This is a genomic window from Bradyrhizobium sp. CSA207, assembly GCF_029051685.1.
Taxonomy (GTDB): domain Bacteria; phylum Pseudomonadota; class Alphaproteobacteria; order Rhizobiales; family Xanthobacteraceae; genus Bradyrhizobium.
The window spans coordinates 178,861-201,375 of sequence record NZ_JAACFT010000006.1 but is presented as its reverse complement, the minus strand read 5'-3'; the positions used below and the strand labels follow the sequence as shown (position 1 = coordinate 201,375).

20 protein-coding genes and 2 pseudogenes are annotated in these 22,515 nt (G+C 63.4%); 14 read left to right on the top strand and 8 right to left on the bottom strand.

What is annotated here, in order from left to right; translation table 11 throughout:
- Window positions 1-89: 89 nt before the first annotated feature.
- Window positions 90-344, top strand: a pseudogene (locus GWG65_RS08805) (adenylate/guanylate cyclase domain-containing protein); the annotation flags it as partial.
- Window positions 345-350: 6 nt separating this feature from the next.
- On the opposite strand, the gene GWG65_RS08800 reads toward GWG65_RS08805, so the two are convergent.
- The 4 genes from GWG65_RS08800 to GWG65_RS08785 all read right to left on the bottom strand — a co-directional run bounded on the left by GWG65_RS08800 (window position 351) and on the right by GWG65_RS08785 (window position 3,857).
- Window positions 351-1,574: an ABC transporter substrate-binding protein gene (locus GWG65_RS08800; RefSeq protein WP_275195016.1), complete on the bottom strand. Its 1,224-nt coding sequence runs from the start codon at window positions 1,572-1,574 to the stop codon at window positions 351-353.
- 297 nt (window positions 1,575-1,871) lie between these two features.
- Window positions 1,872-2,801: a carboxylesterase family protein gene (locus GWG65_RS08795; RefSeq protein ID WP_275195014.1), complete on the bottom strand. Its 930-nt coding sequence runs from the start codon at window positions 2,799-2,801 to the stop codon at window positions 1,872-1,874.
- 125 nt (window positions 2,802-2,926) lie between these two features.
- Window positions 2,927-3,421, bottom strand: a complete 495-nt coding sequence (locus GWG65_RS08790; RefSeq protein WP_275195013.1) for a hypothetical protein — start codon at window positions 3,419-3,421, stop codon at window positions 2,927-2,929.
- Window positions 3,422-3,446: 25 nt separating this feature from the next.
- A complete protein-coding gene (locus GWG65_RS08785) occupies window positions 3,447-3,857 on the bottom strand; it encodes a DUF3606 domain-containing protein (protein ID WP_275195012.1) in 411 nt (136 codons plus the stop codon).
- A gap of 273 nt (window positions 3,858-4,130) precedes the next feature.
- On the opposite strand from GWG65_RS08785, the gene GWG65_RS08780 reads away from it, so the two are divergent.
- A complete protein-coding gene (locus GWG65_RS08780) occupies window positions 4,131-4,277 on the top strand; it encodes a hypothetical protein (RefSeq protein WP_187435981.1) in 147 nt (48 codons plus the stop codon).
- Between the two features lie 140 nt (window positions 4,278-4,417).
- Here the strand turns inward: GWG65_RS08780 and GWG65_RS08775 are convergent, their stop codons facing one another.
- Together GWG65_RS08775 and hydA are read right to left on the bottom strand one after the other, a co-directional pair.
- The gene (locus tag GWG65_RS08775) at window positions 4,418-6,040 is read right to left on the bottom strand and encodes an ABC transporter substrate-binding protein (RefSeq protein WP_275195009.1); all 1,623 of its coding nucleotides are present in this window, start codon (window positions 6,038-6,040) and stop codon (window positions 4,418-4,420) included.
- A gap of 115 nt (window positions 6,041-6,155) precedes the next feature.
- Window positions 6,156-7,610, bottom strand: a complete 1,455-nt coding sequence (gene hydA, locus GWG65_RS08770; RefSeq protein ID WP_275195007.1) for a dihydropyrimidinase — start codon at window positions 7,608-7,610, stop codon at window positions 6,156-6,158.
- A gap of 174 nt (window positions 7,611-7,784) precedes the next feature.
- On the opposite strand from hydA, the pseudogene GWG65_RS08765 reads away from it, so the two are divergent.
- Window positions 7,785-7,898: pseudogene (locus tag GWG65_RS08765) on the top strand (amidohydrolase); the annotation flags it as partial.
- A 229-nt stretch (window positions 7,899-8,127) separates the two neighbouring features.
- Window positions 8,128-8,334, top strand: coding sequence for a hypothetical protein (locus GWG65_RS08760; protein WP_148740720.1), 207 nt, complete (start codon window positions 8,128-8,130; stop codon window positions 8,332-8,334).
- A gap of 10 nt (window positions 8,335-8,344) precedes the next feature.
- Here GWG65_RS08760 and GWG65_RS08755 read toward each other — a convergent pair whose 3' ends face one another.
- A complete protein-coding gene (locus GWG65_RS08755; RefSeq protein ID WP_275195004.1) occupies window positions 8,345-9,190 on the bottom strand; it encodes an SDR family NAD(P)-dependent oxidoreductase in 846 nt (281 codons plus the stop codon).
- A gap of 191 nt (window positions 9,191-9,381) precedes the next feature.
- Between GWG65_RS08755 and GWG65_RS08750 the strand changes: the two genes are divergently transcribed.
- The 4 genes from GWG65_RS08750 (at window position 9,382) to GWG65_RS08735 (ending at window position 14,791) form a co-directional block, all read left to right on the top strand.
- Window positions 9,382-10,878, top strand: coding sequence for an aldehyde dehydrogenase family protein (locus GWG65_RS08750; protein WP_275195002.1), 1,497 nt, complete (start codon window positions 9,382-9,384; stop codon window positions 10,876-10,878).
- A 116-nt stretch (window positions 10,879-10,994) separates the two neighbouring features.
- Window positions 10,995-12,122: an alkene reductase gene (locus GWG65_RS08745; RefSeq protein WP_275195001.1), complete on the top strand. Its 1,128-nt coding sequence runs from the start codon at window positions 10,995-10,997 to the stop codon at window positions 12,120-12,122.
- 248 nt (window positions 12,123-12,370) lie between these two features.
- Window positions 12,371-12,874: a GFA family protein gene (locus GWG65_RS08740; RefSeq protein ID WP_275194998.1), complete on the top strand. Its 504-nt coding sequence runs from the start codon at window positions 12,371-12,373 to the stop codon at window positions 12,872-12,874.
- Window positions 12,875-13,129: 255 nt separating this feature from the next.
- Window positions 13,130-14,791: a thiamine pyrophosphate-binding protein gene (locus GWG65_RS08735; protein WP_275194996.1), complete on the top strand. Its 1,662-nt coding sequence runs from the start codon at window positions 13,130-13,132 to the stop codon at window positions 14,789-14,791.
- A 106-nt stretch (window positions 14,792-14,897) separates the two neighbouring features.
- On the opposite strand, the gene GWG65_RS08730 is transcribed toward GWG65_RS08735, so the two are convergent.
- Window positions 14,898-16,277, bottom strand: a complete 1,380-nt coding sequence (locus GWG65_RS08730; RefSeq protein ID WP_275194994.1) for an LLM class flavin-dependent oxidoreductase — start codon at window positions 16,275-16,277, stop codon at window positions 14,898-14,900.
- Window positions 16,278-16,519: 242 nt separating this feature from the next.
- Between GWG65_RS08730 and GWG65_RS08725 the strand changes: the two genes are divergently transcribed.
- The 6 genes from GWG65_RS08725 to GWG65_RS08700 all read left to right on the top strand — a co-directional run bounded on the left by GWG65_RS08725 (window position 16,520) and on the right by GWG65_RS08700 (window position 22,479).
- Window positions 16,520-17,905, top strand: a complete 1,386-nt coding sequence (locus GWG65_RS08725; RefSeq protein WP_275194992.1) for a M20 family metallopeptidase — start codon at window positions 16,520-16,522, stop codon at window positions 17,903-17,905.
- Between the two features lie 99 nt (window positions 17,906-18,004).
- On the top strand, window positions 18,005-18,916 hold the full coding sequence (locus tag GWG65_RS08720; RefSeq protein WP_247381418.1) for an amino acid ABC transporter substrate-binding protein: 912 nt from the start codon (window positions 18,005-18,007) through the stop codon (window positions 18,914-18,916).
- Window positions 18,917-19,055: 139 nt separating this feature from the next.
- Window positions 19,056-19,787 carry an amino acid ABC transporter permease gene (locus GWG65_RS08715; protein WP_275194991.1) on the top strand — a complete coding sequence of 244 codons (732 nt, stop codon included), beginning with the start codon at window positions 19,056-19,058 and terminating at the stop codon, window positions 19,785-19,787.
- 4 nt (window positions 19,788-19,791) lie between these two features.
- Complete coding sequence (locus GWG65_RS08710; protein WP_275194990.1) at window positions 19,792-20,484, top strand: ABC transporter permease subunit; 693 nt, start codon at window positions 19,792-19,794, stop codon at window positions 20,482-20,484.
- A gap of 191 nt (window positions 20,485-20,675) precedes the next feature.
- Window positions 20,676-21,407, top strand: coding sequence for an amino acid ABC transporter ATP-binding protein (locus GWG65_RS08705; protein ID WP_275194989.1), 732 nt, complete (start codon window positions 20,676-20,678; stop codon window positions 21,405-21,407).
- Between the two features lie 211 nt (window positions 21,408-21,618).
- Complete coding sequence (locus GWG65_RS08700) at window positions 21,619-22,479, top strand: D-amino-acid transaminase (RefSeq protein WP_275194988.1); 861 nt, start codon at window positions 21,619-21,621, stop codon at window positions 22,477-22,479.
- Window positions 22,480-22,515: the final 36 nt, after the last annotated feature.

Here is a 22,515-nt window from a genome sequence, read left to right as displayed (position 1 = left end):
GAGGATCTCCCGGCGGAGCGAATGCAGGTCGCTGCCGATCTTAAACGATCGTGATGAAACGAAAAGGCGCCTGTGCCGGCATCGTGCCGCCGTTCTGCTCGCGCATGGCGATCAACCCCGGCTACTGCAATGTCGGCAATTTCGGCAGCAGCGACTGCATGGACTACTACGCCCATCATTCGGTTGACGCGCTGAACGATGCCTCGGTTGAAAAGAGCTGCGTCATCACCGAGCGCGCGCCCGGCCTCGAGCTTTAGCTAGACCCGGCGGTCGTGAAGTCCGGCGATGCGGCGCGGGTACGCTCGCTGCTGGAAAGCGCGCTGGCTTCGCTGAAGCCGGCCTGATGCGTCTCATCGTGCCGCGCCTTCGGTGAAAGCGGTCTCGATCACCTCGCCGAACGGCTGCCAGGACCGGCCGTCGAACTGGACGAGCCGCATCTGCCTGATCGGGAGATAGCTGTTCGGCGTGGTGTTCATCCTGATGCTCGGCAACGCAACGGAGGGCTGATAACCCTTAAGCGAAGCCGCCTGACGCATGATGTTCTCGCGCGATAGATCGTCGCCGCATTGCTTCAGCACGTGCGTCAGCGACTCGGCGGCGGCGTAGCCATAGAGCGCGGCGCTGTTGTTCGTACTCTCGACGTGATGATACTTGTCCATGAAGGCGAACCAGTCCTTCATGGCAGGATCGTCTTTCCATGCGGGATCGCTCGGATCCTTCAAAAAGGCCGCCGAGATCACACCGGCCGAATTCTCCAGGCCTGCGGGCGCCATCGCATTGGCGATCGAGGCGGAGGCGTCGCTCACGATGAAGACCGGGCGCCATTTGAGTGACGCCGCCAGCCTGATCACCTTGGACGCCGTCGAGGGCACGCCGAGAAAGACGAAAATATCGGCGCCTGAACGCTTGAGGATCGAGACGTGCCCTTCGAGATGCTCATCGGCAATGTCGAAGGCGATGTCGACGAGGACGAGACGGTTCAGGTCGCCAAGGCCTTCCTGGATGCCCCTGTAGAGCATGCGGCCGAACTGGTCGTTCTGCCAGAGCACCACGATCTTCTTCCGCGGATAATAAGCCTGGATGTAGTTGGCGTAGATGCGCCCCTCCGACCGGAACGACGGCTGCCAGCCCATGGTCCAGGGAAACGCCTTGGCCTGGCTCAACTCCTCGTCGCCGGAGGCGACGAAAAGCTGCGGGATTTTCTTTTCGTTCAGATACCAGCGCGTGGCGAGATTGCCTGGCGTGCCGAACGATCCGAACATCAAATGCACGTCGTCCTGCTCGACCAGATTGCGGGTCAGCTCCAGCGCCGTCGTCGGGTCGGAATTGTCGTCGCGCGTGATGAAACGGACCTTGCGGCCGTTGATGCCGCCCCGATCGTTGATCATGTCGAAATAGGCGGCCTCCGCCTGGCCGATCGCGCCGAATTCCGAAAGCGGTCCCGAATACGGCACGACATTGCCGATGCGGATTTCGCTGTCGGTCGCGGATTGTTCTGCGTGTTGCTGGGACATCGCCCCCAGCGCCGCGAACGCGAAGATCAGAACGAACAGCAGTCTACCGGTGACGCGCATGCTCGACACCTTGACGTTGGCCCCCGGAGAGCTCGGCTCGATCTGCCCCAGGGTGGGTTAATCTACGTCAAGCGTTTGTCAAAGCTGTGGCTGGGCGGCCGGATTCAACCTTGCGTCCTCTTGAGGCGAAACGGCAGTCGTGCTGACTCGCTCACTCAAGCCGGCGCGAGGCAGATAAAGCTTGAGCTGATTGAGCCCCGTTGTTGCCACGAGGAAGGTCTGCCCCCTCTCCCGCAAGTGGGAGAGGTTGAGGCCTGGGCTCTATCTCTGTTTAACCCCACTAACGTCACGTCGCCGCTACGGCAGCCCCCGCGCCTCTAACTGATGCACCAGCAGCAGCGTCGGCTCGGCCAGGCTGTCGCCGGAGCCGTCGAGCCCGAAGGCGCTAGCGATGCCGTCGCGGCTGCGCAGGATCGTGCTGCGTGGGCAGTGGCCGGCGCCGCACAGCGTCTTCTTCAGGGTCTCGCCCTGCGCCACGAGGTTTGCGGGATCGCCCGCGGCCCAGGCCAGCACGATCGGCGCGTCGACGTTGAGGATGCCGGGAAAGACCGACCGCTTGTCATACTGGCTGGCATCTGTGCCGAAATAGGCCTTCTCGCTGTCGCTTGCGTTCTTGCCGACGCGGTAGATTCCGGACACCAGCACGACCGCGGCGACATCGGCGTGGTCGGCCTGAAGCTCGGGATGCGCCAGCAGGCTCGCGACATGGAAGGCCCCGGCGCCATAGCCGACCGCGACAATCTCGCGGGCGTCGCCATTGAACAGGTCGATATTCCCGTGGACCCAGGACAGCGCCGCCGCAACGTCGGTCGCACCCCTCGGCCAGGTCGCCGCGGGGGCCTGTCGATAGTTCACGCGCACCCCGATCATGTCGTTGCGCGCGGCAAAGCACATCGCGGCGTCCTGGATGTCGCGGGACAGCTCCGGCGCGGTCCGGTCCCCGGTGAAGGTGTCCCCCGCCACGAACAGCAGCACCGGCCGCGGCGTCTGCGCCTTGGTCGTGCTGGCGGCGACATCGAGCACATTGGCCTCGCTTTCGCCGTAGCGCAGGCCGCGCGAGAAGGTGACCTGGTCGCACAGCCGCGCGGTGCCGCCGGCGATCGTATCGGAGTCGGTGAGGCCCACCCGGACGAGATCGGAGGGCGCCGTCAGCGGCGCCGGCAGTGGGCCATGCGCGGACGCCGCCGTGACAGTTAGAATAAGGAAAAATGCGAGATAATTCTTCATGTTGGTGCCGGCCTTGCGAGCCTGATATGGGCTCGCTCGTTTGGCCTGTCTTTTCAATTCGCCTTATTAGTTAGTTCGTCTTGCGGCGATTTCGCGGCACCTTTGGCTCGCCCGCCAAGCCCGGCTCAATTCCCCGGCTGGAACGTGCAATCCGCTCCACTGCCGTCCTTCCGGCGGATAGCGTTGGGGTCGATCGTGCAGCTCAGCCGGGTCAGGCTCTCGAAATCCGATCCCGCCGCGCCGTCGGGCGGAATGCCGGCGAGCGCCTCGGTCGCGAAGATCTCGCTGGCCGTGGAGCCGTTCACGGTTTTGACCTTCTTGCCGAAGGTGATCTCGCAGTTGCGCAAGGTGATGTCGACATTGCCGGTGCGGCAGACGATCCTGTCCGCGGTGACCACGATCATCTTCTTGTGGGGAACGTCGCTGTTGGCGGCGAACAGCATCGCCACCGCCCTCTTCTCGGCGCGCGACAGGTCAGGCGACAGCGGCGCGATCACGCCCGCGAGCGCCAGCGCCGTCGAACCCGAGACTTTTCCGGGTGTGGCGCCGGAGGCGTCGGCGATGTGGGAGGCGATGGCAAGAACGATGGCGCAGGTGAGGATCACTCCAGCGGATTTCATTCCTGCCTCCATGGCCCCGAAATCTTTAGGCCGCCATTTTCCGCTGGACCGTCTTCTTCGCCGTCTTCTTCGCCGACTTTTTGGCCTTCTTCGCTGCCTTCTGGGCAGCGAGATAAGCGCCGACCTTCTTGGAGGAATGGCCTGCCGCGGCCACGGCAGCCTTCAGCTTCGCCGGCGTGATCTTGAATTTCTTCGACCAATAGCGGACCTCATAGGCCTCGCTCAGCGCGATCCGGCTCTTGTCGGAGGCGCGGTGCTTCTGGAGCTTGATGTATTCCTCGACCTTCCGGGCGGAGTGGCCGACCTTCTTGACGGCGTATTTCAGCTTGGCCGGCGTCACCTTGAACTTCTTCGACCAGTACGCGACTTCATACTTCTCGCCGAGCGCGATCAGGGCGCGATCCGCTCCGCCCCGCTTTGCCTTGTTGTCGGCCATGCTTTTCTCCCGCCCCGGAATCCGTGCGTCCACTCTAGCATGCAATCGGATTCGGAAGGCAAGCCGGCAGACCGCGCGCCTGTTGCGCGGCGCGCGGCGTTTTGCGCCGTCGGGTCAAGCCTTTGCGAAGCACGGCCGAGCCTCGCGCCGGCAAGGCCGTTCTACTGTGCATGGGGTTGTTTTCACGTTTTTTGTGCCCTCGCATCTCCGTGATGGAACCTAAAGGCGGCTGGTGCGACTTACATATGACGCGGGGAAACGTGCGAGGCTGTCATGGCAGAGCATTGGAAGCATACCGCCGATCCAGCCGAGATCATGCGGGCAAATGGTCACCCTGAACTGGAGTATGCCGCGGGCTGGACCATTGCTGGCCTGGTGACCATCGGCACCATCCTCGCCGCCTGGGTGTTCGCAATCTAGCGCGTTTTAGGCGGACGGAAACCGGAGCTCGAAGGCCGCGCCCTCGTCGGTCCGGCTTGAGCCTGATAGAGCCGCCATGTCGCTGGCCCCGGTCGATCCGGATCGTGCGCCTTGCACTCGAAGCCAATCGTCGATCAGCACTAGCCCTTCGCAAACTGGCGATAGTCCGGTTCGCGGTGAAACCAGAATTCGTAGCCGGACACGCCCTTCTGCATGGCAACGTCGTGGATCGGCTGGTTGAGTGGAACGATCGGAACGTCCCGCATGCAAAGCGCGATGAAATCCTTCACGGCCTTGTCGTACTCTGTCGCGTCCGTGGTGAAGCGCGCCTTGTCGATCAGCGCGTCCATGTCCTTGTTCTGGTAGGAGGAGATGTTGAAGATCGAGTTGTTGCCGTGAAAATTCCAGTAGAAATAATATTCGGGATAGTCGAGCCAGCCGCTGAAGCGGTTGAGCGCGAGCGGCAGCTCCTTCTTGTTGAGCGTCGTGCGCCAGTTTGCACCGGGAATTTTCTCGATCGACGCCTTGATCCCGATCTTTGCGAGACTCTCCTGGATCAGGATCGCGGTCGGCTCGCCGACGGTCGCTGTACCCGTGTCGAGCGACAAGGTCGTCTCCAGGCCGGACTCGAATCCAGCCTCCTTGATCAACGCCTTGGCCTTATCGAGATCTGTGACATAAGGAAACGGTTGCGGCCACACCGGCTTTGAGACATCCGCAGATCCGCCGTACATCGGAACAGCGCGCGCGAAAAACGCGCTGGCCTGGATCTGCTCGTAAGGCATCGCCCAGGCGACGGCCTGACGCAGCTTGGCGTTGTCGAACGGCGGTTTTGCAGTGTTGAGGGCGACGTACCAGAGCGCATTGGGAATCGGCACGCCCGATACCTTGACCTTTCCCTCACTGATGATCTGCTCGAAGTCGCGCGGCGCAAAGCCACTGGAGAGGTCGGCGTCACCGCGCTCGAGCATCGCGCGGCGGGTGCCCGCAGACGGGACATCGCGCGCGATCACCCGCTTGATCTTCGGTAGTGGTCCGCTTTTCCAGTCGTCGAACCGCGTCAGCACGGTCTCGCTGCCCGGCTTCCAGCTTTCGATCCTGTAAGCTCCGCCGCCGGCTTCGTTGTTCTTGAGCCAGGCCAGCGCCCAAGGGTCTTCCGGCGTCGCGTTCTTCCTGGCGAGTTCTGAGTTGATGACGAACGGCACGACGACCGCCACGTTGAACAGCAGCATCTTGTCCCTGCGGACATAGTCGATGCGGAAGGTGTGGTCGTCGACGACCACGAACTGCTCGGGCTTTTCGAGTGATCCCGCCGACATCTGGAAGGTCGGAAAGCCGCCGACCTTCACGGCGCGGTCGAACGACCATTTGACGTCCTTCGCAGTGACTGGCGTGCCGTCGTGGAATTTCGCGTCCTTGCGCAGCTTGAAAGTGCAGGACATGCCGTCAGCGGCGACTTCCCAGCTCTCAGCCAGTTCAGGCGCGAGTGTCGCGCGATCGTATGAGGGCGTGCCGTCGGGTAGTGTTTTGGAAGCGTAGGTCAGCAGGCGATCATAGCAGTTCCAGGACAGGCCGTTCACGGTCTGGTTGGAGCCGACGCCTTGCATGTCGAGCGAGTTCGGTCCGAGCTCCTGCACCACCAGCAGCGTCTCGCTGCGCCCCTGCGTCCAGGCTGAGGGTGCAACGACCGCAGTCATTCCGGCCACACCCAGACCGCCGAACACGACGCCGCGGCGGCTGATATCGAAAGGTGATGTGCTCATGGGTGCCTCCTGCCGATAGTTGTTCGACATCGAGAGGCAAGGCGTGTGCCAGCGGCCCAGACTTTGGAGCCGCCCCCTTAGGAGAACACGGAGCGGATTGCGGGCCGCCCGTCGTTCAGGGCGTGACCGCGCCGCGCACCACGGCGCGCGGTGCAGTCAGCTCTTTCCAGGTGGAGTTGGCGACATGCACCGGCGAGAACGCGGGACGCTCGATGTAGCGGCCGTCGCCGGCCTCGGCGCGCAGATCGCCATCCTTCCACACGATGCGGCCGCGCCCGAGTGTCGCGGCCGGCCCGCCCGTGCAGGAAAAACCCTCGAACACGTTGTAATCGATCCGGCTCACCTGCCGCTTCGCGCTGATGGTCTTTGTCGCCTTGGGATCCCACACCACGATGTCGGCATCCGAGCCCACCGCGATGGCACCCTTGCGCGGATAGATGTTGAGGATGCGGGCGATGTTCGCCGAGGTCACCGCGACGAACTCTTCCTTCGTCAGCCGCCCGGTGGCGACGCCTGCAGTCCACAGTAGCGCCAGGCGGTCTTCCAGGCCGCCGGTGCCGTTCGGGATCTTTCTGAAATCGCCAAGCCCGAACCGCTTCTGCTCGGTCGTGAACGCGCAATGGTCGGTTGCGACCACCTGGAGCGAGCCGGATTGCAGGCCGGCCCACAGGCTGTCCTGATGCGACTTGTCGCGGAACGGCGGCGACATTACCCGCTGAGCGGAATGATCCCAATCCCTGTTCTCGTATTCACCGGCATCGAGCAGCAGATGCTGGATCAGCGGCTCGCCATAGACGCGCTTGCCGGCGGCGCGCGCCCGCGCGATCGCCTCATGGGCCTCGCGGCAGCTGGTGTGCACGATGTAGACCGGCGTGCCCGTCATGTCCGCGATCATGATGGCGCGGTTGGTGGCTTCGCCCTCGACTTCCGGCGGCCGCGAATAAGCGTGCCCCTCCGGGCCGGTGACGCCGCGCGCGATCAGCGCCTCCTGCATCAGGGCGACAACGTCGCCGTTTTCGGCATGCACCACCGGCATGGCGCCGAGATGGGCGCAGCGCGCGAACGAGTTGTAGAGCTCGTCATCGTTCACCATCAACGCGCCCTTGTAGGCCATGAAATGCTTGAAGGTGTTGATGCCGTAGGTTTTGACCACGGTTTCCATCTCGTCGTAGATCTGCTTCGACCACGACGTCACCGCCATGTGGAAGCCGTAGTCGGAGGCCGCCTTCTCGGATTTGTGCCGCCATTCCTGATAGGCCGCGAGCATCGACTGGCCGGGATCGGGCAGGCAGAAATCCACCACCATGGTGGTGCCGCCGGTCAGCGCCGCCTTTGTCCCCGACTCGAAATCGTCAGCGGTGACGGTCCCCATGAACGGCATTTCGAGATGCGTATGCGGATCGATGCCGCCCGGAATCACGTAGGCCCCGCCAGCATCGACGATCTCCGTGCCCGTGGGCGCCTCGATCGATGCGCCGACCGCGACGATGCTGTCGCCGTCTATCAGCACGTCGGCGCGGCGCGAATGATCATGATTGACGACAGTGCCGCCGCGAAGGAGGAGAGGCATGGAGGGACTCCGGGGGAGAGTAGGATGTGCGAAGCTAGGCGCAGGGCGCACGTTGCAACAGACGAAAATTTAATCAGCGTCTGAGGCGTTCCTGAGCGCGCAGAGGTGGCGGCGGAACACGTGTTGCAGATGCGAAGGCGCATCCGAGGCCAGATCCGAGGCCAGATCCGAGGCCAGATCAATGTCTCGCCGCGCGCCGACGAGCCACTCGGCCGCCGCCGCTACTGGCCGATCTACGAACGCGCCGAGGCACTCGTCCCGCCACCCGGCATTCATTTGAGCGGCTATGACATGCGCAACGGCCAGTCCTGGTTCGATCCGAAACGGGTCAAGGTCCGATCTTACCTGGTCGCGGTCGCGCGAGGCGAGGAACTACGGCAAGGCCTATATGTCGCCGCGACTTTGCCGGTGCATGTCGTGGATGGTTACGTGATTGCCGAGGTCTGAACACGCGTTTCGGATTGTGATTTCGACGCAGGTGCGATAAGGCTCGCCCCATTCACGGCGGAGATGAGCTTTGTCCAAACAATCCCTGCGAGAGGAGGCCGAGCGCCTGATCCGCGAATCGATGGAAAAGAAGACCGTCGTCGTCAAGCAGGGCGATACCCGCATTGAGGCGGTCTGCGGCAAGTGCGGCGCGCCGAACCGGGTGCAGGCCCCCAAGGGCCAGACTCGCGTCAAGTTCGCCTGCAAGCAATGCGCGCACCAGCAGGAAACGCTATAGGGCACGGCGCCTAGTCGCCCCTTACGAACTTCGCGAACGCCTCCGCATAATCCGGGTGCCAGCGCGACAGCGGCGGACGGTTCTCGATGATGTCACCGGCGGCCCACAGCATGCGCTTTTCGTCGAGCGCGCGCGGCACGTCGTTGTCCGGGCACAGGATGTAGAAGTCGCCGGCTTGAAGCCGCGCGATCATGAAGTCGACGGTCTGCTCCGGCGTCCAGGCGCCGGCCGGCTTTTCAGTGCGCCCCTTCGCCGTCAAACCGGTGAACACGAAGCCGGGAATGAGCAGGTGCGCGCTGATGCGGCAGTCCTTCGTGTTGCGCAGCTCATGCTGGAGCGCCTCGGTGAACGCCTTCACGCCGGCTTTGGAGACGTTGTAGGCGGGATCGCCAGGCGGCGTGGTGATGCCCTGTTTCGAACCGGTGTTGATGACGAGGCCGGCCTTGCCGCGCGCAATCATGTTCGGTGCGAAAATGCGCGAGCCGTTGATGATGCCCCACATGTTGACGCCGATGATGCGCTGCCAGTTGTCAGGCTTGCCGAACAGCGTGCTGCCAGGCTGGATGCCAGCATTGTTCATGAGAACGTCAGTGCCGCCGAAACGCTCGCGCACGGCGCGCTCCAGTTCAGCGACGCTTCCGGCTTGACTGACATCGACTGCGAACGTCATCACATTTGTGGCCGCCGTGATGGATGACAGTTTTGTTGCAGCCTCTGCCAGCCGGCCCTGGTCGACATCGGCGATGCACACCTTCATGCTGGCACGCGCGAAGGCTATGGCAGCGGCAAGGCCAATGCCGGACGCACCACCCGTGATCACGGCGACATTGTCCTTGATGATGGCGGGGTGTGGCATGGATCTTCTCCGGGGCAGAGTGTTGCACTCGGTCGAGCTATAACATGGCGGGCGCGCGACCTTGCACAAGTTGGCATGGGAGGTCTTCGGTCCGCGCCGACTTTACGCCTATCCGGCACAGCTGTATCCTATGTGATCTAACGATCCCGCCCAGATCGAACCAAACAATGACCTCATCAGGGAGTGCAGCCATGGCTGTGTCGCAGGCTATTCCGATCACGCGCCATCCATTCGCCAACGGGTCCTACAAGCAGATGCTGATCGACGGGAAATGGGTCGACGCCGCTTCCGGCAAGCGCTTCGCGACCCACAATCCCGCCACCGGCGAGCTGCTCGCAACCGTTGCCGAGGGCGACAAGGAAGACATTGATCGCGCGGTCGCTGCCGCCCGCCGCGCCTTCGAAGGTCCCTGGAGCAAGGTCAAGCCGTTCGAGCGGCAGAACCTGCTGCTCAAGCTCGCCGATCTCGTCGAGAAGAATTTTGACGAATTGTCGCAGCTCGACACCCTCGACATGGGCGCGCCGGTCAGCCGGACTCGCGCCTATCGCCTGCGCGCCATCGGCATGCTGCGCTACTATGCGGGGCAGACCACCGCCATTCACGGCGAGACGGTCGAGAACTCGCTGCCCGGCGAGATCTTCTCCTACACGCTGAAGGAGCCGATCGGCGTCGTCGGCGCCATCATTCCCTGGAACGGTCCGCTCACGGCGACGATCTGGAAGATCGGTCCGGCGATCGCGACCGGCTGCACCGTGGTGCTCAAGCCTGCGGAAGAAGCGCCGCTGACCGCGCTGCGCATCGCCGAGCTCGCGATGGAAGCCGGCGTGCCGCCCGGTGTCATCAACGTGGTTCCCGGCTATGGCGAGACCGCGGGCGCGGCGCTTGCCTCGCATCACGACGTCGACAAGGTCGCCTTCACCGGCTCGCATGTCACGGGCCAGTCGATCATCCGCGCCTCGGCCGGCAATCTCAAGCGCGTCTCGCTCGAGCTCGGCGGCAAGTCGCCTGACATCGTGTTTGCCGACGCCGATCTCGATGCCGCGGTGCCGGGCGCCGCGATGGCGGTGTTCGCCAATTCCGGCCAGATCTGCAGCGCCGGAACGCGGCTGTTTATCGAGGAGTCGATCTACGAGGAGTTCGTCGGCCGCGTCGCCGAGTTCGGCAAGAAGCTGCAAGTCGGCAACGGCCTTGATCCCAACACTCAGATCGGACCGCTCGTGTCCGAGCAGCAGCTCGAGCGTGTCACCGGCTATCTCGACATCGGCCAGAAGGAAGGCGCAACGGCGCTCGCCGGCGGCGGCCGCGTCACGGAAGGCGCCTTGTCAAAGGGCTTCTTCGTCTCGCCGACGGTGTTTGCCAATGTCCAGGACAACATGCGCATCGCGCAGGAGGAAATATTCGGGCCGGTCATCTCCGCCATCGCCTTCAAGGACATGGACGAGATGGTCAAGCGCGCTAACGCCACGACGTTTGGCCTCGGCTCCGGCCTGTGGACGCGCGACGTCAGCAAAGCGCATGCCGTCGCGAAACGCCTGCGAGCCGGCTCGGTGTGGGTGAATTGCTACCAGGCGATGGACCCGGCCATGCCGTTCGGCGGCTACAAGATGAGCGGCTACGGTCGCGAGTCCGGCAAGCAGCACGTCGAGGAGTATCTCAACGTCAAGGCTGTCTGGATCAAGACGGCGTAATCCTATTCTCTCCCGCGTTCCGCGATAGAGAATAGTGCTTTTGCGGGGCGGCGCCTTTTCCGGTGACCGCCCTTCGCTATACGATCCGCATCCTTCCATAGTCATTCGGGGCCATCATGAAATTTCCAGCGTTGTTCAAAACGTTGCAGGTCGGTCCGTACAAGCTCGCGCATCGCGTCGCGATGGCGCCGCTCACCCGGATGCGGGCCGAACGCGAGAGCTTTTCGCCGCGACCGCTGAATGCCGAATATTATGGCCAGCGCGCGACGCAAGGCGGCCTGCTCATCGCGGAAGCGTCTCCCGTGCTCTCGCATGGCCGCGGCAACCCGGCGACGCCCGGCATCTATTCCGAGATGCAGATTGCTGGCTGGCGCAAGGTGGTCGAAGCCGTGCATGCCAAGGGCGGCATCATCTTCCTCCAGCTCTGGCATGTCGGCCGCGTCTCGCATTCCTCGTTCCATGATGGGGCGCTGCCGGTCTCGGCCTCGGCCATCCCGATCAGGGCCGAAGGCATGAAGGCGATGACCGCCGACGGCAAGATCTCCGATTACGAGACGCCGCGCGCGCTGGAGACCGAAGAGGTCAAGGACATCGTCGAGGCGTTCCGGCAGGGCGCGAAGAACGCGCTTGCCGCCGGCTTCGACGGCGTCGAGATTCACGGCGCCAACGGCTACCTGCTCGAGCAGTTCCTGCAGTCGCGCAGCAACCAGCGCACCGATCAATATGGCGGTTCGATCGAGAACCGCGCGCAGCTTTTGCTGGAGGTGACGCAGGCCGCGATCGAGGTCTGGGGCGCGGGCCGCGTCGGCGTACGACTGTCGCCATACGGCGTTGCCAACGATTCCGGCGAGGCCGATCCGATGCCGCTCTACACCCACGTGGTGAAGGCGCTCGACAAGCTCGGTCTTGCCTATCTGCATTTCATCGAGCCGCGATCCAGTGGGTCCGGCCGCGCCGAAGTCAACTGGCAGAACGTACCGTCGGCGATGGTGCTATTCCGCCCGCTCTATAGCGGCGTGCTGATGACCGCCGGCGGTTTTACCGGCGAGACCGCAAATGCGGCGATCGCCGACGGCCATGCCGATATCATCGCCTTCGGCCGCATCTTCATCTCCAACCCGGATTTGCCGCGCCGGCTTCGGCACGGCTATCCGATCACGCCGTACAACCGCGCGACGTTCTATGGCGGCGAGGAGAAGGGCTATACGGATTACCCGATGTATGACGAGCTGACACCAGCGTAAGCGTTTTTCTTCCGTCGTTCCGGGGCGGCGCGAAGCGTCGAACCCGGAATCCATCTCGCCTCTAACTATGCGGTTAAATGGATTCCGGGCCCGCGCCTTTCGGCGCGTCCCGGAATGACGAGCTTGATTTGTCGCGCGACTGCCAACACAATTTCAGTCATTGCGAGCGCAGCGAAGCAATCCAGAGTCTTTCCGTAGAGGCAGTCTGGATTGCTTCGCTGGGCTCGCAATGACGACGGAGAGAGACAATGGCCAAAGCCGCAGCCGCTGCAGGAACCGCTACCGGCCAATGCCTCTGCGGCAAGGTCACTTTCGAGATCGACGTTCCCGCGCGCTGGGCCTGGCATGATCATTCGGCCGCCAGCCGGCGCGTCCATGGCGCGGCCTACGCGACGTACGTCGGAAGCTGGAAGAAGCGTTTTCGTATCATTTCGGGAAAAACTGCGCTGACCCGCTACGAGGATAAGGCAACCAAGACAGCGCGCAGCTTCTGTTCCCATTGCGGTACGCCGATCGCCTATGAACGGCCGCGCGGGCCACATATGGTCAACATCCCCCGCGCGCTGTTCAACGAGCGCACCGGCCGCCAGCCGCTCTATCACATCGCCATCGAAGAGCTCCAGGAATGGGCCTATACCGGCGAGCCGCTGGTGCCGCTGAAGGGCTTTCCCGGCGTGGTCTGGCAGCGCTCGAAAAAGAAGAAGCGTGCTGGCGGCGAGGATCCGTTCGAGCTGGGCCGCGAGGAGATGTAGCCCACTCCAGTCTCGTGCCCCGGACGCAGCGCAGCGCCTCTTCGGCGGTGCGCTGCTGAGCCGGGGCCCATGCGTCCGCGAACCCGGTGATAATCGGGGTCCCGGCTCTGCGTCGCATCACTACGTGCTGCGCCGCGTCCGGGACACGAGATTGTCCCGCGCAACGCAGCCATGACCGCGCTTCCTTGCGCGCATCCTCCGACTTCGGCCATCATGCCGCCTGCCGCGGCAGCGCCCGCAAGGCTTGGAGGAAACATGAAGAACAAGATCACCGGCCGCTCCGCCTTTCTCGCGCTGCTCAAGGACGAGGGCATCACGCACCTGTTCGGCAATCCCGGCACCACCGAGCTGCCGATCATGCATGCGCTGAAGGATCATCCCGACCTTACCTATGTTATGGCGATGCAGGAGAGCCTGGTGGTGGCGATCGCGGATGGCTACAGCCGTGCCTCAGGAAAACTCGTCGCCTGCAACGTCCATGTCGCGCCCGGTCTTGGGAATGCGATGGGCTCGCTCTACAATGCGCAGTTCACGGGCACGCCGATGATCTTGACGGCGGGCCAGCAGGAACAGGGCCACGGCTTGATGGAGCCTGTGCTGTATGGCCCGCTGGTGCGGATGGCCGAGCCGCTGGTGAAATGGGCGGTCGAAGTAACGCGTCTGGAAGACCTGCCGCGCATCGTGCGCCGCGCCGCAAAAGTCGCGACCACGCCGCCGACCGGGCCGGTGTTCATCTCGCTGCCCGGTGACATCCTCAACAGCGAAGCCGGCATCGATCTCGGCCGCTCCACCCGCATCGACACGCGCACAAAGCCGTCGGACGAGGCGCTGAAGGCCTTTGCCGCGGGCCTGCTCAAGGCTGAACGTCCGGTAATCGTCACCATGGACGAAGTCGTCAAGAGCGATGCGCTGAAGGAGGCCGCCGAACTCGCGGAGCTATTGGGAGCGGCCGCCTATCAGTCCGCGACGCCCTATGGCTCGCACTTCCTCTCGGAGAGCCCGAGCTTCGTCGGCACGCTGGCGCGGGTGCAGAAAGTCGCGCGCGATACGCTCGCCCCCTATGATCTGCTGATCGCGCTCGGCGGCGACCCCTTGCGGATGTCGGTCTATAGCGAGGTCGACGCGCTGCCGGAGGGCCTTGGCATCGTGCAGGTCGGGCTGGTCGATTGGGAAATCGCCAAGAACTACGGTGCCGAGATCGCGCTGAAGGCGGACCTGAAGGAAACGCTGCGTGCGCTGATCCCGCTTTTGAAGGAGATGGGCGGCGCGGCGCTGGCGCAGCGCGCGAAGCAACGTCTCGCCGAGCTTGCTCCGAAGAACTGGACCGCGCGGCGCGCTGCCCTGGTCGAGCAGATCGGCAAGGTCGCGGGTCGTACCCCGATCGATCCTGATTGGCTGGTGCTGCAAATGGTTGAGGCGATGCCCGACAACGCCATCCTCGTCGACGAAGGCCTCACTTCCAGCCGCCAGATCACGGCACTTCGTGCGCACCGCGACCGCTTCGGCTATCACGGGCTGGCGTCGGGCGGCATCGGCTGGGGCCTGCCGGCCTCGGTCGGCGCCAGCATTGCCAACCCGGAACGCTCCGTGGTGTGCTTCTCCGGCGACGGCAGTGCGATGTATTCGATCCAGTCGCTATGGACGGCAGCACATCACAAGCTGCCGCTCAACGTCGTCATCGCCAACAATGGCGGCTACCGCATCATCAAGCAGCGCCTGCTCGCCTTCCACGGCGACGACAATTACGTCGGCATGGACTTTGTCGATCCGCCGGTTGATTTCGCCGGAATTGCCACGGCGCTTGGCTGCGAGGCGATCAAGGTCAGCGATCCCCGGGAGTTGAACGCGACGCTGTCGTCCGCGTTCAACCGTCCCGGGACGAAGCTGATCGAGGTGATGGTGGACGGGAAGGTGTAGGACACAGCCGCCGTCATTGCGAGCGAAAGCGAAGCAATCCAGACTGCCACCGCGGAAAGACTCTGGATTGCTTCGCTTCGCTCGCAATGACGAGGAGGCGGCAGTTCTATCCCGTCTTCACCACCCGATACCCTGCAGCAGGATGTGGCGCGCCCAGCCTGGCGCGTCCAGCGCCGAACAGCTTCTCCCGCAGCGTGCCTTGCGCATATTCCGGTTTGTAGCGCCCACGCCGCGTCAGCTCCGGCACCAGCATGTCGGCGATATCCTCGAAGTCGCCCGGCGAGATCGCGAAGGCGACGTTGAGACCGTCGACGTCGGTCGCCTCGAACCATGCCTCGATCTTGTCCGCGACCATCTCCGGCGTGCCGACCACGACGGGGCCCGCGCCGCCGACCCCGACATGCTCGATGACATCACGCACGGTCCAGATGCGGTCGGGATCGGCCCGGGTGACGTTGTCCATCGCGCTGCGGCCGGCGTCGTTCTGGACGTGGCGCACCTGCTGGTCGAGGTCGTAGCCGGAGAAATCGACGCCGGTCCATCCCGACATCAGCGCCAGCGCGCCTTCGGAGCTGATGTGGCGGCGATAGTCGGCATACTTTTCCTTCGCCTCCGCCTCAGTGCGCCCGAGGATAATCGTCATCATCGAGAACATCAGGATCTCGGCAGGGTTACGGCCGAGCGCGGCGGCCTCCTGGCGGATAGCGGAGACGCGCGGCGCGATCACCTTGGCTGATGGCCCTGACATGAACACGCATTCGGCATGGCGCGCCGCGAATTGCCGCCCGCGTGGCGATGTGCCGGCCTGGTACAGCACCGGCGTGCGCTGCGGCGACGGCTCGCTGAGGTGAATGGTGTTGTTGATGCGGTAATTCGCGCCCTCATGGTTGACGCGATGAACCTTTGTGGGATCGGTGAAGATGCCACGCTTGCGGTCCCGCAGCACCGCATCGTCCTCCCAGCTCCCTTCCCAGAGCTTATAGACGACCTCCATATACTCGTCCGCAATGTCGTAACGGTCGTCATGCCCGGTCTGCTTGTCCTTGCCGGCGCCGCGCGCGGCGCTGTCGAGATAGCCGGTGACGACGTTCCACCCGATCCGCCCCTCGGTAAGATGATCGAGCGTCGACATCCGCCGCGCGAACGGATAGGGCGGCTCGAAGGACAGATTGCTGGTGACACCGAAGCCGAGATTCTGCGTCACCGCCGCCATTGCCGAGAGCAGCAGCAGCGGCTCGTTCGACGGCGTTTGCGCTGCGTTGCGCAAGGCTGCGTCAGGGCTGTTGCCATAGACGTCGTAAACGCCGAGCACGTCGGCCAGGAACAGCCCGTCGAAACGGCCGCGCTCCAGCGTTTTGGCGAGATCGATCCAGTAGGGCAGGCGGTTATAGTCGGCAGTGCGGTCGCGCGGATGGGTCCACAGGCCCGGTGATTGGTGTGCGACGCAATTCATCGCAAATGCGTTGAGCCTGATCTGTTTGGCCATGCTGGTCCCTCGGCGCCCTGTCCCGGGCACTCTTCGAATGATAGACGGGCGCCCGAATTTGGCGAAGTTCTTGCATATAACTCGACCTTGGCAAGGCCAAAAGCAGCAGCGCTGCTGCCCTTGGCAAGCCAATCTCAAGAGAGCAAGAACGAAATCCCAAGAACTATCCGGTCCCCGCCACTTTCGAAGGCCCACCCGTCTCGGGTATGGTCCTTCGCCTCGCAACCCTGAAAAAGCAAGTAATGACCAGAGCCGACGCCATCGCCCGCGCCCGTGACGATTTCAAATCCGGCGCGTTCCTCGCCGAACTCGACCGCCGCGTTGCCTTCCGGACCGAAAGCCAGAACCCCTCGCGCGGTGCTGAACTGCGCGCCTATTTGGAACAGGAGATGCAGCCCGCTTTCGCGGCGCTGGATTTCGAAAGCCGCATGGTCGAATCCCCGAGCGGCAAGGCGCCGTTCCTGTTCGCCGAACATCGCGAGAGCGAGACGGCACCGACGGTTCTGATCTACGGCCATGGCGATGTCGTCGACGGCATGGAAGGCGAGTGGCGCGAGGGCCGCGATCCCTGGCGCACCACGGTGTCCGGCATTCGCCTTTACGGCCGCGGCACCGCGGACAACAAGGGCCAGCACAGCATCAACATGGCGGCGCTCCGCGCGGTGCGCGACGCCCGCGGCGGCAAGCTCGGCTTCAACGCCAAATTCATCGTCGAGATGGGCGAGGAGATCGGTTCGCCCGATCTCGGCAAGGTCTGCGATCTCAACCGCGACGCATTGAAGGCCGACCTGTTCATGGCCTCCGACGGGCCGCGCCTGTCCGCGGACCGGCCGACCCTGTTTCTCGGCTGCCGCGGCGGCATCCGAATCCATCTCGACGTCAACCTGCGCGATGGTGGGCATCACTCCGGCAATTGGGGTGGCGTGCTTGCCAACCCCGCGACCATTCTGGTCAACGCGATCGCCACGCTGGTCGACGGCCACGGCCGCCTTCAGCTCGATGCGCTGAAGCCGCCGCGTCTCACCAACCAGATCCGCAGCTATCTCGCGGACGTGCAGGTCGTGCCGACCGAGGACGAGCCGGCTCTGGCGGAGAACTGGGGCGAGGAAGGATTGTCGGCGGCTGAGCGGCTCTACGCCTGGAACACGCTCGAAGTGCTGGCGATGTCGTCCGGCAATATCGATAAGCCGGCCAACGCCATTCCCGGCCGTGCCAATGCCGTGCTGCAACTGCGTTTTGTGGTCGGCACCAGGATCGACGGCCTGATCGAGGCCATTCGCGCGCATCTGGCCGCGAAGGGCTTTCCGATGATCGAGGTGCGGGCGGCGCAGAGCTTTGCCGCCTCGCGCACCGATTTCGACAGCCCGTGGATCAAATGGGCGGCGGATTCGGTCCAGGAGACCACCGGCAAGACGCCGGCGGTGCTGCCGAATTTCGGCGGCTCGCTGCCCAACGACGTATTTTCCGAGATTCTTGGCCTGCCGACGATCTGGGTGCCGCACTCTTATCCCGGCTGCTCCCAGCATGCGCCCAATGAGCACATCCTGCTGCCTTTGACCGAAGAGGCCTTGACGATAATGGCTGGCCTGTACTGGGATCTCGGCGAATTGCCCAGGCCGCTAACCTGAGCCGTTAACCTGAGCCGCATTCCAGCCGAAAGTCACATTCTAATCCGGGCCGATTTGTGCTTGCATTCGGCCGCATCATCCTGAAAGGGGAAGAAAAAAGTGAAACATTTCCGTACCATCGGCATCGCGCTGGCCGCGACCTTTGCCGTCAGCCAGGCCGGGGCCCAGGAGCTGACTGGCACGCTGAAGAACATCAAGGACACCGGCGCGATCACGCTTGGCTTCCGCGACTCCTCGATCCCGTTCTCCTATCTCGATGACAACCAGAAGCCCATCGGGTTCGCGATGGACATCTGCTACAAGATCGTCGACGCCGTGAAGAAGGAGCTCAAGCTCGACAAGCTCGAAGTCAAGCTCAATCCCGTCACCTCGGCGACCCGCATCCCGCTGATGGCCAACGGCACCATCGACCTCGAATGCGGCTCGACCACCAACAACGCCGAGCGCCAGAAGCAGGTCGCCTTCACCAACACCCATTATCTGACTGCCAGCCGCTATGTCTTCAAGAAGTCGAGCGGCCTCAAGTCAATCGATGACCTCAAGGGCAAGTCGGTGGTCTCGACTGCCGGCACCACCAACATCAAGCAGCTCACCGAGGCCAACGTCGCGCGCGGCCTCGGCGCCAACATCATCCCGGCCAAGGATCACGCCGAATCCTTCCTGATGGTCGAAACCGACCGCGCGGTGGCCTTCGTCATGGACGACATCCTGCTTGCGAGCCTCGTTGCCGGCTCGAAGTCGCCGGACGATTACGTCATCTCGAAGGATGCGTTCTCCAAGCCCGAGCCCTACGGCATCATGCTGCGCAAGGACGACGCGCCGTTCAAGAAGGTAGTCGATGCGGCGACCGCCGCGCTCTACACCTCCGGCGAGGGCGAGAAGATCTACAACAAGTGGTTCACGCAGAAGATCCCGCCGAAGGGTCTGAACCTCAACACCCCGATCTCGGCCGAGCTGAAGAACGAGTTCGCCAAGCCCACGGACTCGCCGAACCCGGACGACTATAAGTAACGACTATAAGTAAACCGAGCTGTGCGCCTCTCCCTGCAAGCGCGGAGAGGCGCACATTCCGGCCAATCTGGAGGGAGTGGCCGGACATTTGCATAGGCGCCTGCGATAACCATGATTGGCGCGTTCGCGCGGGGGACACGTGAACTACCACTGGAACTGGGGAATTTTCTTCCAGCCGAACCCGATGGGGACAGGCACCTATCTCGACATGCTGCTGGCGGGATTGGTGCTGACCCTCAAGACGGGTGCGCTCGCCTGGATCATCGCGCTGATCACCGGCTCGATTGTCGGCGTGATGCGCACGCTGCCGTCGAAGGGAGCGTACTGGTTCGGCTTTGCTTATGTCGAATTCTTCCGCAACATGCCGCTGCTGGTGCAACTCTTCCTGTGGTTCTTCGTGCTGCCGGAAGTGCTGCCAAGGTCTGCCGGACTGTGGCTGAAGCAACTGCCGAACGCGCCGTTCTGGACGGCTGCGATCGGCGTCGGGTTCTTCATGTCGGCACGTGTCGCCGTGCAGTTGCAGGCCGGCATAGGCTCGCTGCCGCGCGGGCAGAAGATGGCAGCGACCGCGCTGGGCCTGACAACATTGCAAGGCTACCGCTACATTCTGCTGCCGATGGCGTTCCGCATCATCCTGCCGCCGCTGACGTCCGAGTTCCTCAACACCATCAAGAACACGGCCGTAGCCATCACCATCGGCCTGCTCGAACTCACCGGACAGGCGCGCTCGATGCAGGAATTCTCGTTCCAGGTGTTCGAGGCCTTCACCGCAGCGACCATCCTCTATCTCCTCGTCAACGCCGTCGTCGTGACCGCGATGCGCTTCCTCGAGCGCTACGTCGCGATCCCCGGCTACATCACGGGGAAATAGCACCATGTTCAGCAATTTCGATTTCGATGTCGTCCGCCGCGCGCTGCCCTATCTATTCTACGAGGGCATGACGTTCACGGTGACGCTGACGGCGCTCGCCGCACTCGGCGGCCTGATCTTCGGCACGGCGATCGCGCTGATGCGGCTCTCCGGCTTCAAGGTCCTGGGCCATATCGCCGGCGTTTATGTCGACTTTATGCGCTCGCTGCCGCTGGTGCTGGTGATCTTCTGGTTCTACTTCCTGGTGCCCTATATCGGGCAATGGGTGACCGGAGCGTCGCGGCCGATCAGCGTCGGCGCGTTCGCGTCCTCGCTCATCACCTTCATCATGTTCGAGGCGGCGTATTTCTCCGAGATCATGCGCGCCGGCATCCAGTCGATTTCGCGCGGGCAGCCGGCCGCGGCGAACGCACTCGGGCTGACCTATGCCCAAACCATGCGCTACGTCGTGCTGCCGCAGGCGTTCCGCAACATGCTACCGGTCCTGATCACGCAGACCATCGTGCTGTTCCAGGACACTTCGCTGGTCTACGTGTTGTCGATCACGGACTTTTTGGGCGCGGCGAGCAAGGTCGCGCAGCGCGACGGGCGTCTGGTCGAGATGTATCTGTTCGCTGCCGTCGTCTATTTCACCATTTCCTGTGTTGCGTCCTTTGGCGTCCGCCGCCTCCAGGCGCGCATCGCCATCATTCGATAGGTGGAATTTGGATTTGAGATCTGGAAGCGGGCTCCTCTTCACCTCTCCCATAGGGAGAGGTCGGATCGCTCTAGCCATCCGGGTGAGGGGTCCCGCTCCAACGACAGACCTGAACCCCTCACCCGGCGCGATGCGCCGACCTCTCCCCTTGGGAGAGGTGAACCGAGTTTGCCGAGGCGCTTGAGAAGCACATGATCGAAATCAGCCACGTCAACAAATGGTACAGCCCGACTTTCCAGGTGCTGACCGACTGCACCACCAGCGTCACCAAGGGCGAGGTGGTCGTAGTCTGTGGGCCCTCGGGCTCGGGCAAGTCGACGCTGATCAAATGCGTCAATGCATTGGAGCCGTTCCAGAGCGGTGACATCAGTGTCGACGGCACCAAGGTCAACGATCCCAAGACCAATTTGCCGAAACTGCGCTCGCGGGTCGGCATGGTGTTCCAGCACTTCGAGCTGTTTCCGCATCTGAAGATCATCGACAATCTCTGCCTCGCGCAACAAAAGGTGCTCGACCGGCCGCGCGACAAGGCAGTCACGAAGGGCATGATGCTGCTGGAGCGCGTCGGGCTGAAGGAACAGGCGCAGAAGTTTCCTGCGCAGCTTTCCGGCGGCCAGCAGCAGCGCGTGGCGATTGCGCGCGCGCTCGCCATGGACCCCATCGTCATGCTGTTCGACGAGCCGACCTCGGCGCTCGACCCCGAAATGGTGAGTGAGGTGCTCGACGTCATGGTCGACCTCGCCCATGAGGGCATGACCATGATGGTCGTCACCCACGAGATGGGCTTTGCCCGCAAGGTTGCCAATCGCGTGATCTTCATGGACCGCGGCGAGATCGTCGAGGACGCGCCGAAGGACGATTTCTTCGGCAAGCCGCGCAGCGACCGCGCACAGAAGTTCTTGTCGAAGATTCTCTCCCACTAACTCAGTCGTCATTCCGGGACACGCCGCTTGGCGCGGGCCCGGAATCCATCGGGCGGCAGTACACGAGGTGAAATGGATTCTTTGATGCGCAATTGCGCATCAAAGCTCGCCGCTTCGCGCCGCCTCGGAATGACGAATCGAGGGGGTGCTCGGTGCCTCCAATTGACGTATAAGCGCGCTGATTTCCCCTTTCCCCACCAGGAGACCTGCCTTGGACTCGATTGCCTACGTCAACGGCTCATTCGTCCCGCTCTCGGAGGCCAAAGTCTCGGTCCTCGATCGCGGCTTCCTGTTCGCCGACGGCATCTACGAGGTTTCGGCCGTGCTCGACGGCAAGCTGGTCGACAACGCCTCGCATCTGGCGCGGCTGGAGCGCTCGGTCGGCGAGATAAAGCTGAAGCTGCCGGAAACCATCGAGCGCATCACCGCGATCCAGAAGGAGCTGATTGCGCGCAATAACGTCGCAAGCGGCCTCGTCTATCTCCAGGTGACGCGCGGTGCCGACAAGGGCCGCGACTTCGCCTTCCCCAAGGGCGACGTCAAGTCGAGCCTGGTGATGTTCACCTCTGAAAAGGACATCATCAACGCGTCCTCGGCCAAGACCGGTATCAACGTGATCACGGTGCCCGACATCCGCTGGGAGCGGCGCGACATCAAGAGCGTGGCGCTGCTGGCGCAGGTGCTGGCGAAGCAGGCCGCGGCCGAAGCCGGCGCTGGTGAAGCCTGGATGCTGGAGGACGGGTATGTCACCGAGGGCGGATCGTCCTCGGCGTTCATCCTGACCAAGGACGACGTCATCGTGACCCGCAAGAACTCCAATGCGATCCTGCCGGGCTGCACCCGCAAGGCCGTGGTGGCATTGGCCGAAGAGCGCCAGCTCCGCGTCGAGGAACGTTCCTTCACGGTCGCCGAAGCGCGCGCCGCCAAAGAAGCGTTCGCCACCTCGGCCTCGCTGTTCGTGCAGCCGGTGGTCGCGATCGACGGCCAGAAGGTCGGCGATGGCAAGCCGGGTCCCATGGCGACGCGGCTGCGCGAGATTTATGTGGAGTTCGCGAAGGCGACGGCGGTTTAGGCCAACGCAATCGACGGAGACGATGGGTGCGACTTG